7 protein-coding genes are annotated in these 13363 nt (G+C 63.8%); 1 reads left to right on the top strand and 6 read right to left on the bottom strand.

Going from position 1 to position 13363, the window contains the following annotated elements; translation table 11 throughout:
• Positions 1–266: 266 nt before the first annotated feature.
• The 6 genes from BV071_RS04870 to BV071_RS04845 form a co-directional block, all read right to left on the bottom strand.
• Positions 267–1568: a hypothetical protein gene (locus BV071_RS04870; protein WP_035603031.1), complete on the bottom strand. Its 1302-nt coding sequence runs from the start codon at positions 1566–1568 to the stop codon at positions 267–269.
• Positions 1569–1619: 51 nt separating this feature from the next.
• The gene (gene plsX, locus BV071_RS04865) at positions 1620–2645 is read right to left on the bottom strand and encodes a phosphate acyltransferase PlsX (protein ID WP_035603029.1); all 1026 of its coding nucleotides are present in this window, start codon (positions 2643–2645) and stop codon (positions 1620–1622) included.
• Positions 2646–2745: 100 nt separating this feature from the next.
• A complete protein-coding gene (gene rpmF, locus BV071_RS04860) occupies positions 2746–2928 on the bottom strand; it encodes a 50S ribosomal protein L32 (RefSeq protein ID WP_035603027.1) in 183 nt (60 codons plus the stop codon).
• Between the two features lie 14 nt (positions 2929–2942).
• Complete coding sequence (locus tag BV071_RS04855) at positions 2943–3449, bottom strand: hypothetical protein (RefSeq protein ID WP_035603025.1); 507 nt, start codon at positions 3447–3449, stop codon at positions 2943–2945.
• Positions 3450–3541: 92 nt separating this feature from the next.
• On the bottom strand, positions 3542–5851 hold the full coding sequence (gene pbpC / locus BV071_RS04850; protein ID WP_052572909.1) for a penicillin-binding protein 1C: 2310 nt from the start codon (positions 5849–5851) through the stop codon (positions 3542–3544).
• 279 nt (positions 5852–6130) lie between these two features.
• Positions 6131–11881, bottom strand: coding sequence for an MG2 domain-containing protein (locus BV071_RS04845; RefSeq protein WP_035603023.1), 5751 nt, complete (start codon positions 11879–11881; stop codon positions 6131–6133).
• A 735-nt stretch (positions 11882–12616) separates the two neighbouring features.
• Between BV071_RS04845 and aat the strand changes: the two genes are divergently transcribed.
• Positions 12617–13240: a leucyl/phenylalanyl-tRNA--protein transferase gene (gene aat / locus BV071_RS04840; protein WP_035603021.1), complete on the top strand. Its 624-nt coding sequence runs from the start codon at positions 12617–12619 to the stop codon at positions 13238–13240.
• The last annotated feature ends 123 nt before the right edge of the window (positions 13241–13363 follow it).

Here is a 13363-nt window from a genome sequence, read left to right as displayed (position 1 = left end):
GGGGGCGCAGCGGTCCCGCTGCAATCCTCGCAGAGGATATTCGTCGGCGGTGCGAAAGATGGACCGGTATCGACCGTTTCACCGCAGCGGGAGCATGGATAGCGGGGCATGGAGGCTTGGCAGGAGTTATTGCCGGAGAATTCTAGTGAGATCAATCCATCCGGCTCCGATATCCTCGCGCCGATCGTGTCGCGGTCTGCAAGATTATCTCCGGTCGAGAGCCGCTCTACTGATTCCCATGTAGGATCCAGAGGCCTCATGTCCGCCTACGGGTTCTCCGGATCATTCTTGCGCTCCTTGGATTTCGACTGCGCTTCGTTCAGCAGTTTTTCCTCCTTCTCCCGTTGCTTGGCAGCAAATTCGTTGAGCTTCTTCAAGATTGCTTGGAAGCCAGCAAGGCCTTCGTCCGACTGGAAGAGCAGCTTGCCGTCCGTCACGGTCCATTCCGTCTTGGTCTCCTCCAAGTAATCGATGAGTTCGACCAAGATGCCGAGCGTCTTGGCTTCCGCGTTCCAAGGGGCTTCCGTGTCCGCTATCTTGCGGGGCATTACCTCGTAATGTCCCACGAGGAATTCCTTCTTGTCAGCCGCTGGGATGGGGTAGCGATCGAGGAGTTGGGGGATGCTATCGAGGAGTTCCCGCGACTTCGCCTTGTAGTCCTTAACGAGCTCGGCACAGCGGGCGAGGATGGCCCGGCTTTCCTTCAGGTCTTCGTCGGCAGCCAGTCGTTGTCGGTCCAATAGCCGGTGCACGCCAGCGTTGTCGATCGCTTGCAGATACTCGTTCCGGATAGCGACCGAGTCGTTGAGGAGAGATTGGTTGAGGTGCCGGAAGCTGGATGCTGCATCCTTCGGCTCTTCACTTTCGAAGTGGAAGTCGGTGCCTTTGGACGAACCTTTGTTGATCTCCGCGAGCATGCGAGCCCTGTCTTCTTTCATGCCCTTGAGGGCCTCCTCGCTCTTCGCCGTCTCCTTTGCCTGCCGGGTCTCGCGCGCCCGCTGCTGGCGTTGGCCAGCTTCGCCGACGAGGCCGCCAAGGCAGGCCAGGATGGCGATCAATAGCGTGGCCAGACTATAGGAGTGCGCGAAGCTCCGGCCGAAGGATTTCTTGAAAGCGAGCATGACCAGTGCCGCCACCAGACTCACCGCAAGTCCTGCAACCGCCATGCTGATGGTGGAACCGAGCCACAAGCTGAAAAGGTGGCCGGGGTTGTCCTCCTGCTTCCAGATGGAGAACTTGAGACCTGCGAACGCGATCGATCCTGCGATGAGGGTGGCGAACAGGGCTCTCAGGAAGAGAGCGCTCCCACTCGGAGGCTGGCGGCCGGAGGGGCCAGGGATATCTGCTGATGCATGATAGGGTCCGGGTGTGGGCTGGGGAGGCGGTATGACCAAGGGCGGTGGCACAGTCGCCGTGAGCGGCACCGAATCTTCCCCGGCAGGCGACGCGACCTCACCCCGGCAGGCTGGACAGGTGGGATCGGGCGGAGCGAAGGAATCGTCGCTCTCCACGGACGCACCGCATTGGTTGCAGAAGAATTTGGACATGCCGGAATCGATCCGGAGCATGCCGCAACGCCGGAAGGGATGCAACCCCGCGGGCCAAGGGTGGCGAGTCCGTTAGAGAGCCACCTTCGCCAAGGTCTCCTGGATATGTGGATTCACCTTGTGCTCATAGGTCTCCATGCCGACGCGGATCGCATTCCGCACCGCGACCGCGGTGGAACCGCCGTGGGCGATGATGACCACGCCATTCACCCCGAGCAGCGGGCTGCCGCCGTAGGATTCGGCGCTGGCCTTTTCCTTCATCGCGACGAAGGCACCCTTGGAGATCATGGCGCCGAGCTTGCGGACCGGGCTGGCGAGCAGCTCGGCCTTGAGCCACTTGAACATGGCCTTGGCGGTGGCTTCGCAGGACTTGAGGACGACGTTGCCGGTGAAGCCGTCGCAGAGGACGACATCAAGCTGGGTCTCGAAAAGATCGTGGCCTTCGACATTGCCGACAAAATCGAAGGGGGCCTTGCCGCTGTCAGCGAATTGCTTGAGCAGGGCGAAGGTCTCCTTGGTGAAAGTGGTGCCCTTCTCGTCTTCCTCGCCGTTCGACATCAGGCCGACCTTCGGGCGCTTCACGTGGAGCGCGTATTGGGCGAAGGCGCTGCCCATGATGGCATAGACCAGCAGGTGCTCGGGCTTGGCCTCGGGATTCGCGCCGGCATCCAGCAGGTGGCAGATACCGTATTCGTTCGGCAGGCCGGAGGCGATGCCCGCGCGGTCGACGCCTTCGATCAGGCGCAGCTTGATGGTGGCGGAGGCGACTGCCGCCCCCGTGTTGCCCGCGGAAACGAAAGCGTGAGCATCGCCAGACTTCACCAGATCCATCGCCACATTGATGGACGACTTCTTCTTGCCGCGCACTGCCTTGGCTCCCGATTCAGCCATGCCGACCGTTTCCGGGGCATGGACGATTTCGACGCGCGCGTCGCTCAGGGAGAGCCCCTGCTTCGCGCATTCGGTCTTCAGGGTGGCCTCATTGCCCACCAGGTAGATCTTTTCGATGGCGGGGTAAAGCTGCAGGGCTTCCTTGGCCCCTCCGATATTCACGGCGGGGGCGTGGTCGCCACCCATGGCGTCGAGCGCTACTTTCATCGCGGTTGCGGCGTGGTGATGGTGAGTTCCGGATACAAGAAATCACCGGGCCGGAAGATCCGGCACGGCGATCTCGAAAAGGAATCCGGGAAGACGCGCTTTAGTGCACGTCCACTTCCAGCACCTTGCGGCCGGCGTAGTAACCGCAGGACGGGCAGGCGATGTGCGAAGGCACGCGGCTGCCGCACTCGGAGCAAGACTTGAAGATCGGGGCGCGCCAGCGGCTGGCGCCGCGGCGCATCTTTTGCCGGCTTTTGGACTGACGGCGCTTTGGTACGGCCATGGCGGTAGAAAAAGTTAGCGTTCGGAATCTAGGTTATCCAGCGCGTCGAGTGCCGACCAACGGTCGTCTCCGGTCGCGCGGGGGCGGGTCTCTACCGTATCCCCGACGGGTTTGTCTACTGCCAAATATAGGGGGTCGATTTCGCAGTGCATCGGTTCGTCCGCCTCATCGCAGTGCGGATAGTCCGGAATCTCCAAAAGAATCTCCTCCCGCAGGGCTTCGGTAACATCCAGAGGTCCTTCCTGCTCAATCTCTACTGAGATATTCGCGGGATCCACATGGAGGGTTTTCACGAAGGGGTGCACGGTTCTCACGCAGGTCAGCTCGAAGGGAGTCGAAATGCTGCCGGAAAGCAGTAATTCCGAACCAAAGCGCTGGGCGCGCAGGTCATAAACCAGTGGTCCGACGGGTTGGGGGTCGTGGGCGGGCAGTTCGAACAGCTCTGGCGACAGTTCGCCGCTGAAGTTCTTGCCTTCCTCCGGCAGGGTTGGGAGGTCGATGATCAGTCGGGCAGCAGACATGGCGGGGCTAGGGTGATGCAGTGACACGGGGATTTCAACCGGCATCCGTGCCGGGGCAAATGGAAATGCGCCCAGCGGCGAATCCCTGCGGGCTAGCGGCTTCTCACGGTGATGGCTACCGATGCGCCACGGCCATGGTCATCCACCACGCGCAAAGTGCGGCGGCCGCAGGTCGGCAGCCAGGCGAAATCCGTGCTGGGTGCGGTGCTGCCTAGAAAGGCTTCATCGCAGAACCAATAGAGACGGGTGACTCCTGCCGCAGGTTTGGCTTGGAGCGCGATGCTCTCTCTCTCGTCACCAGCGAGGTAGATCCGGCCGCTGAGGGGAGATGTGATTTCGGGAGCGGTGCCGGGATCGAGGCCGTCCACGGAGGCCACGCCATTTTCCGGCGATGGCGGCTCGCGGCGGGGGACTCCGGCCTTGCGGAAGAGTTCGAGGAGATCGGGCGGCCAGAATTCATAGCATTCGCGGCGTAGGTTGGGGCGGCCATCGTCGTGGGTCACACGGAGGCCGGTGGTGGCATCGACCAGTATTTCACGGTGCAGATCACATACGCGGATTGGGGAGACGCCGGAGATGAAGTGCGAATAGCGTCTATGTGGGCAATGCTGTCCGGAGAGGCAGCCGGACTGCGGGCAGATCTCTGCGGAGACCACGCTGGGGGGCAGGGGGCGCGGCTGGTCCGGCAGGTCGAGACGGGCTAGCAGATCGAATAGCAAGGGGGCGGCGCAACGTCTCGCGACCAGTGCATTGTTGCCGCGGCCGGAGAAGTTGCCCATCCACACCAGCAGTACGTATTCGCCTTGGACACCGACCGCCCAAGCATCGCGAAAGCCATGTGAGGTGCCGGTCTTCCATGACACGCCGGGGCAGCGGCTGGTGAAACCGTATTCGGGGCCGAGGTCGCTGCCGCCGCTGAGCATTTCCAGCACGAGGTAGCGCGAGGCGTCGTCTAACAGAATGGGACCGGGTGCTAGCAGCGGGCCGGGCTGGAAGGAGAGCGGCCGGTAGCGCCCGTCATCGGCGAGCGACGCATAGAGCGTGACGAGTTCGAGTGGGGTGACGCTGGCGCCGCCGAGGGTGAGTGAGAGGCCGTAGTAGGAGGGAGGATGGTTGAGCTGCACACCGCCGCGCTGCATAAGGGCGTAGAGGCCGCCGCCGGAGAGACGGCGTGCGAGGTCGACGGCGGGGATATTGCGGCTGCGCAGCAGGGCCTCGCGGGCATTGATCGGACCCATGAACTCGCGCTCGAAGTTCTCGGGATTGTAGTCGCCGAAGACCATCGGGCCATCGACCAGCAGGCTGCGCGGGTGAATGATGCCTTGTTCAAGAGCGAGACCGTAGACGAAAGGCTTGAGGGCCGAGCCGGGGGAGCGCTTCGCGCGCAGGCCATCGACCATGCCGGGGATCGAGCGGTCGTGGTAGTCGCCGGAGCCGATGTAGGCGAGGACCTGGCGGCTGGGTGCATGGACCAGAACGGCGCAGGCATTGTTGATGCCGATCTCGGCACTGCGGTCCAAGCGCTCGCGGATGCCACGTTCGAGCGTTTGTTGCAGGCGCAGGTCGAGGGTGGTTGCCAGCGAGTCCGCGGGATCGGCGTACATCATCCGGCGGCAGAAGTGCGGGGCGAAGTGGGGCGGCTCGCCCGGTGGCTCCAAGGTGAAGGATGCGGCGAGGGGATCCTGACGCAGCGGGTCCTGGGGATCGAGGGTGGCGATCAAGCGGGCCTGGGCCGCGGCGATGCGAGCGCGGTCGGCGGGTCTGCCGGGGTGTCGCGTCGCCGGGCTTTGCGGGATCACGCTCAGGGCGAAGGCCTCGCGTTCTGTTAGGTCGGAGGGAGGATGGCCGCACCACAGCAAGGCCGCCGCCCCGGCTCCCTCGACGTTGCCGCCGTAGGGAGCCAGGTTGAGGTAGGCCTCGAGGATCTGGTCCTTGGTATAGTGGCGTTCCAGTTGCAGCGCGCGGAACATCTGCACCAGCTTGCCGCCGGGGCCACGGGTCTCCAGTTGCCAGCGCAGGCGGGCGACCTGCATGGTCAAGGTCGAGGCGCCGCCCGCGGAGTGGCCGGTGAGATTGCCCCAGGTGGCCCTGAGCAGGGCGATGGGGTTCACGCCGGGATGCCAGCGATAGTAGCGGTCTTCCTTTTGCAGGGTGGCGCGGATGAGTGCCGGATGGATCTCTCCCAAGCTCGCGTGCAAGCGATAGCGGCCGTCGGGGGCGGGGGAGAGGTGGAGCAAGGTGCCGTGGCGATCGCGGACTTGGCGCGACCAGCCGAGGCCTTCGGGGTAGAGCTCGGGTTTGGGTAGGAAGATCCAGCCTAGCAGGGCGAGCAGCAGCAGGGCGGCGGCGCTGTAGGTGATGCGCCGCCGCCAAGTCAGGAAGGTCTGCCAGATGTTGCGCATGAGGGCGTGGTTGGTGAGTCGGATCTCGCTGCGATCCCTTCGGGATCGGGTGTTCCTTGTTGTTGAATACCGGGGGTGTCGGCTAGCGCCTCAACCCCCGGCTACTGTTGCTGTGATCCCTTCGGGATCGGGAGCGTGTGGAATACCAAGGTGATGGCAGCATTTTCGGTGGCTTCCGCGGTGTCACCACCGCGCCTACATGGGGAGGGAGGATCTTACGATGCGGCTTGTGGCCGCCGAAGTGCGACGGTCGTAGACCGCCGCTACATTGGAGGTGCTTCAGTTTGCGGCGACCACTTCGATGCGGCCGGGTTCGGACAGGCCGTGGCGGCCGCGGTCGTACATGTCTTCCACCAAGGCGGAGGGAACGATGAAGCTGCCAGGGCAGACCGCCTTCATTCGGTAGGTGACGGTCCACTCCTTGTTGCCGGCGAGGCCGAGGTAGAAGAGGCTGCGGTCTTCGCGGACTTCGCTGAAGTTGGTGCCCGGAACTGCGCCGGGTCCTGACTTCAGGTCGCCCGCCACCACCTCGAAGCCCGCGGGCAAGAGGTCGATCACCGCGATGTCGCTGAGCTGACGCGGGGTCAGGTTGCGCACCGTCAGCTTCACGTCGATCGCATCGCCCGGATGGACCGGGCCCTCCTTGGCTGGCTTGATCTCTCGGAAGATGCCGATGCCGCTGGTCTGCGCGCCCGGTGGCTTGCCACGGTCGAAGCCCGCTTGCACCGACTGATAGAAGGCGCCGATGTCGCCAGCACCTTTCTGGTCGCGGCGGAAGCTGAGCTCCGTCGTGCCTTCCGCGAATTCAGCGCGGACTACTCCCTGAGTCGGTCCGGCGAGTGTGGTGCTGCTGCCACCCTTCGGCTTGGCGTAGATCGCCAGTTCCAGCCCCGATTGCGAAGCGACATCACCATAGGCCTTCAGGGCCAGGGTCATGAAGGAAGCGGTGAGGGTGTTGAAGCTCTCGCTCTTGAGCGGGGCCATCACCGGCTCCAGATCCTCGTAGCCGAACTCGCGCGCCTGCTTGGGGAAGTGGCGGCAGCGGACGTAGAAGATCTTGAGCTCCTCCGCTTGGTCCGAATTGTAGTAGGAGTAGTCGAAGGTTGCCTTCGGCGCACCCTTCTTGCGCGCGTCGAGGCAGGCCTTCATCAGCTTCTCCGCTTCCTTGTCCTGTTTCAGTAGTCCGTAGCTGGCTGCCATCCACGCCGCGGTCGAGCGGCCTTCCCACTGTCCGGCCTGGGTCTTGGTCAGGGTGTCGCGGAGATTCACCAACTGGGGTGCCGCCGCCGAACCGTTGCGGGCCAGCAGGTAGATCGCGTAGGCTTGCAACTCCGCTTGGGCGGGAGTCCTGACTTCCGCGCGGGCGGTATCCCCGGCGTAGGCCAGCGCACCCTTCATCATCGCCTCCGGCACCGCGTGGCCCAACAGCTTGGCCTCGGTCAGGAAGTGGAGCACGTAGAGCGAATGGAAGTCGAAGGCGCGCGGCGCCCCGGCGTACCAGTAGCCGAAGCCGCCATTCGCCTGCTGGCGATTGGCAAGCTGGGCGATTGCGCCACGCAAGTGCTCCGCGGCAACCGAGGGCGGCAAGCCGAAGTCTGCCTCCGTGGAGCAGAGCAGCTTCACCATCGCGCGGCTGGTGATCTGTTCGCTGCAGCCGTGCGGGTATTCGCTGACGTAGGCTTCCAGACCATGGGCAAGTCCCAGCGGCAGTGCGCTACAGATCGCCTCGCCACGACGGAACTGGGGATAGAGCGTGCGCCCGATCTCCAGATCCTGGCTGCCCATGCGGAACCAGCCCGACTGCACCTTGGTCAGGAAGTGGCTCGCCGGCCGCACACTGAGCGTAGTGGCGCGGGCGACGCTCTCCGGTCCACCGCTGGCCGTGAACTTCAGCTCGGCCCCGCCGAGTTCGTCCAGGGCCTTGAAGCGGAAGCGCACCATTCCTTCCTTGCCGGGTTCCAGTTCGACTTGGTCGACCGTATTGCCGACCGGCTCGAGCTGGCTGCTCGATGAGGCGCTCACGCGGATCGCCGTCTTGCCCTGGACATCCAGATTATTGGTCACCGCGATGGAGGCCTCGAACTCATCGCCGGGAGAGACGAAGAGCGGCGTATTCGGCACCAAGATGATCGGCGCCTTCACTAGCGAACTGCTTTCCGCCACGCCCACACTGCCGGCATTCGCCGCCACGGCCATCACGCGCAGGTTGCCATTGAAGTAATCCGGCACCTTCCATGTCACCTCATGGCGTTGTGGTCCGGCGGGGACGATTCCCGACCAGAAGACCACCGGCGCTTCCTGGCGGCGCTTGAAGGGATTCACATGCAGGGCGAGCAGATCCTCGTCGCCATCACCGCCGAAGGCCGGGGCGGCCTTCATGAACTGATACTCCGGCAGCAACAGGTCAAGCCATTGCAAGGTGCGCACTTCGAGCGCTTGTTTGCGCGTGAAGTAATCCAGCGGCTTGGGCAGCTTGTAGTTCGTGATCTGGTGGATGCCCTCGTCCACGGCATAGAGGACCAGCCGAGATTCCTTGTTGGTGCTGAAGCCGAACTTCGCCTCGGAGCCCGGGCGGATCACCTTGGGTGTATCGAGCTTCACCTCCATCTGCTTGTGCAGCGGGGTGATGCGCAGCGGCGCGGCGGCATAGCTCAGCGGGCTGTGGAAGACCTCCGGCGAAGATGGCGAGCGCACGAAGGCGGCATTCACATAAACCGTGCCCTCGATGTCCGCCGGAACCTTCAACTTCACCGTGCTCTGGTTGGTGCTGGTGTGGAACCACTGGTGGCTGAGCACCCGGTCACGTTCCAAGGTAACCACGCCCGCGCCGGCATAGGGCGCGGTGAGGTGGACCTCCACTTCGCCGCCGGGCTTCACCTCACCCTGGCCCAAGACGAGTTCGAGTTCCGCCTCGCGTTCCAGGGTACGGTCTACCTCGCCCTTGCCCGCGACGCGGTAAGGGATGGCGCAGAGCACGGCATCGTCCCCGTCGACGATCTCCAACCGGAAGTTCCCCGCCTCGCCAGTGGCCAGGGGCAGATCGCTGCCGCCCTCCGCGAGCGAAAAATCATCCATTGCCGCCACCCGCTCGTGGCTGGTCGAGACGTAGGCGTAGTTGCCATTGTTCAACTGCGTGAGCGCGGAGACCTGGCGGATCTCGATGAGGCGGCGGTGCAGCTTCGGCAAGGCCACGGACTTGAGTGCGCGGTCGATCGCGACCACGCGGACCCCACGTCCGCTGTCCTTGCCTATGTAATCGAGATCGCCATCGGCCTTCCAGCCGAGCACCTCATTCCAAGGCGAGACGAGCTCCGAGAAGGTGTGCCGGACGCTGCGGCCGCCCTCGCGTTCGAAGGCCTCGGTATTGATCACAAGCCGGTAGGAGGCGTCCTTCAGCGTCTCAAGCGGCAGCTTGAACTCGGCGATGCCGGAGTCATCCGTCTTCGCCATCCCGAGGTCGATCGTGCGGCCCGCGCGCGATGCCGAGGTCTCCGCCGAACGGTCATGGAAGGTGTAGTCCTTCCATTCCGGGAAGCTGAAATCACTGGGCGAAAGATCGAGGTGCATTCCCACTTGGCGCTCCGCCGCGGCATCGCCGAAGAGCGAGGCCACCGCCGCCTTGGCGACGGCAGCTTCCGGCTTCATCCAGCCGGCCGGTGGCGCGGGCTCGATGCTGGTGTTGACCTTGCTGCGGTCGGGTTGGAATTCCTCCAGCTTCACCATTGTCCGGCCGAGCCGGAACATCTCCTTGTCGTCGCCATCCAGAACGTGGGCGGTGATCTCGCAATTGCCGAGCGGCGCGGTCTCCGGGATCTCGAACTTCGCTTCGAAGAAGCCGTCGTAGGGCATGCGCTGGCGCTGCTCGCCGATCTGGCGACCTTGCGAGTCGAAGATTTGCAGGCGCACTGGCAGGCCTTCGAGCACCGGCTCCCAGTCCCGGCGGCGGACCAGCGCGCCGGTGTTCACGGTATCGCCGGGGCGGTAGATGCCGCGTTCGGTGAAGAGGAAGCCCTCAACTGCCTTCTGCCGTGAGGCCATCACGCCTTCAATGTCGAAGCGCGAAAAGTCCATCGCGGGCAACTGGCGTTCCCGTAGCGGCAGGAAGGTCACATCCTGCGCCTTCGCGGCCAGCACCGCGATCGCCTCGCGCTCCTTGGTGAAGCCATCGAGCGGCGGCAGCTTGGCGCGGCCCTGGGCATCGGTCAGAGCTTCCGCCAGGACCGTGCCGTTGCGCGCGAGCGCCTTGAGGGCGACGCCTTCGATCGGCAGCCCGGCAGTCAGGGACATCACGAAGAGATCCCGCCCGCCATCGGCCCCGACTTTCACCATCAGGCCGAGATCGGTGACCATCACGAAGCGTGAGTCGGACTCGCCGTCATCCTTCATCCAGCCATCCGCGAAGCCATCGCGGTTCTCGTCGTCATCATGCTTCCAGTTCCCCTCATCGCCATCGTAGGGGTTTTCGATCCGCCCATAGACGCTGGTGTCGACTTCCGCTGGCTCGACTTTCTTGGTCGGCTTGATGTCGATGAAGAAGATCCCGCGAGCTCCGGGGAGCTGGTCGGGAGCGGTCATCGGCCGGGCTTCGCCCAGATCGATCTCGGTCTGCACCGCTTCCCAATCGTTGTGACGCGGCACGGTGACGATCTTGCGATAACACTGGGCGAGGTTGTCCTCGCCAAAGTCGTCCCAGAAGTCCGGAGCATCGAAGCTGCCACCGCGGTTCTGCGTGACCAGATGCTGGACCTGGGAAATGGGGACCCGCCCGAAGGTGATCTGCAGGTGGTCGATGCCACGCGAGCTGGCGACCAGCTTCTTCGCGCCGCCGAGCGTGAGGATGTTGCCCTTGCCGAGGATTTCGACCTCCTGCGGGAACTCCGGAATGCCATCGACCATCTCGAAGCGCCGGCCGAGCTCGAAGCCGCCCGGTGCCTTTACTCCCGGCTCGATGCGCAGGAGCATGAAGCCGGGGCGCGGCTCGGTGAAGCGGAAGGCGTGGCGGTTGCTGAGCGGGGCCTCGGAAGCGACCGGGGTCAGGGCGATCTTGCTGGCCGCGGCGATCTGTTGCTCCAACACGGCCCGGTCCTGGAGATTCCAGCCGTGCTCATCCCGCCACCATGCCGTGATGTGCTTGGCCACCTCGGCGCTGTCCATCGGGATGCTGGATTGGATGAAGACGAACTGCTGCGGTTCGCCGTCATCGGTGCGGATGATCCGGGCACCGCCGTCGCTCAGCTGGAAGCCGCTGAACTTGTCCGGCACGCGGGTCTTCGTCTCACCGTTCCGCGGCAGCGGCTGGCCCCATGCGGCGGCATTGAGCCCCTTGGTAACCCGCAGCTTCACGAAGTGCTCGTGTTCCGGGATGTCGATGTTACGGCTGCGGACGAAAAACTGCCGTGGGCCCGCGCCTTGGGTGACTGTGAAGAGCGGCTCATCCGGCTCACCCTTCTTGAAGATCGGCGTGCCATCGAGCACCTCCATGCCGACGTGGCGGTTCACCTCATCCAGATTCACCGGATGAGTGAAGCGCAGCTCGCCGACGAGCTGGTGCACGGAGGGATCCTTGGGGCTGGTGTAGAAGTTGAAGTCCTTCAACTCCACACCGAGCGGCGGAGTGGTGAATTCGAGCTTGTTGCGGCTGAACTCCAGCTTCGGCGCAAGTTCGTCAGGATCGAGACGGACCGTGTAAGCGGTGCCCGGCAGCCAGTGCAGGGCCTGCGGCGTGAAGACCAGGGTCTCGCTGTCCGTCCACTCCCACTTGCCCGGCAGCGGCGGCTCCAGTGCGATCCCGGGGCCCGGTTCCTTGCCAGTCTTGTCCATCGGCGCGGAGGGCAGGGAGAACTTCACGACCAGCGGCGTGGGGGTGAGGTCCTTCTCTTGCCACTCCTGTCTCTGGATTGCCGGCGGGCTCCAGCTTACGGTGACCTTCTGGATCTCCTCGTAAACGACAGGTCGCGGTTTGTGAGCAACGCGCCAGCGGAGGTATTGCCAGGTGCCGAGCGATAGGAAAGCGGTGCTCGCGACACCCATGGCCCAAGGCCGGCGGTGCTTCGCGACGTGCTTGCCGAATAAAGATATGCTTTTTCCAGTCAAAGTCAGCCACGGAGGGGCCGACCATGTGATATGTCCAAAAAGGAAGCCGGCGGTACGGCCGGCCAAGTCAAGCAGTGCCCTCAAAGGGGCGGAGGTGGTTTTCACGGAGGTGTCCTTCGTGGGGCGCTACGCGTGGCCTTATTCGGGCTTTCAGGTTTCATCTAGAATTCACGGAAGAGTTTTGGAAGGGCTTTTGAGGCGGTTGGAAGGGTGCTTTGAATAGGTGTTATGGGTCTTATTGGACCTATGGTTTGAGGGGGGATCGGGCTCGCTGCGGGTAGCTCGATTTACCGCAGAGTGCAGAGGTCGCGGAGGGGCGCAGAGGAAAGGCGGATGGTGAACCGCCAAGACGCCAAGGTGCCAAGTTTTCCAAACAGGAGGGAAGGGAGCTTTGGGATCGAAGGCTCGTTAGTGACGGGAGTGGCATCGTCCAGCTGGGAGTTGGAAGGAAGAGAATTTGAACAGGAGGAAGGCAGGAGGTTTTGAAGGTTGCTGCATGCTCTTGAGGTGATCGGCGGACGCCACCGGGGTCCGGCCATTTGGGCAGTCAGCGGATCGGGTGCGCAGGCTGAAGGGGCAGCAAGGTCGGCTTCCTGGTCGGAAAATAGCCGGGAGTAGCCGCGCAAATCGTTTGAGCAGCGGGCCGGGAGACTGCTAACTTGGCGGCGCAAGGTGTCAGGATTCCCGCCAGCCCAGATCATCCCGCCGCAGGTGCTGCTCGGTGCCTATGCGCAGGGCGTTTTCCCGATGGCAGATCAAGGCGAGCTGACTTGGTTTTCGCCGCTGATGCGCGGGGTGATCCCGCTCGATGACAAGTTTCACATTCCGCACGGCTTGAAGCGGGTGATGAAGAAGCCGCCCTTCACCGTGAAGTGGGATAGCGACTTCCGCGGCACCATGCAGGGCTGTGCCGCGCGTGAACGAACCTGGATCGACGTCACGATCCTGGAAAGCTACTGCCTGCTGCACCGGCTGGGCTACGCCCATTCGGTGGAAGTCCACGATGCCGAGGGACTGCAGGGCGGACTCTATGGCGTGGCATTGGGCCGGGCTTTCTTCGGGGAAAGCATGTTCTCGCGGAAGACGGATGCCTCCAAGATCGCACTGGTCGCGCTGGTGCGGGAATTGCAGGCGCGCGACTTCCTCTTGCTGGACACCCAGTGGCTGACCGAGCACCTGCGGCGCTTCGGCGGGCAGGAAATCCCGCGGGATGAATACCAGCGCCGCCTGAAGGTGGCGCTGGGTGAGATGGCTAGTTCCTTCCACCCGCCGGCGCTTGGGCCGGCGGCGGGGTAGGCGCGCGAACGGCACGTGATCAAGCCCGATCCCGCAGGGACACAAAGAATGGAGGGCGGTCCGCCGTGCTGCGGACCTTGGCAACGGACGGCAGTAAGGGACCATTCTGCGGGGCGGAGCCTC

This window comes from Haloferula sp. BvORR071 (assembly GCF_000739615.1).
Classification (GTDB): domain Bacteria; phylum Verrucomicrobiota; class Verrucomicrobiia; order Verrucomicrobiales; family Akkermansiaceae; genus Haloferula.
The sequence above is the reverse complement of the archived record's forward strand: the minus strand, read 5'-3'. Positions and strand labels throughout refer to the sequence as shown.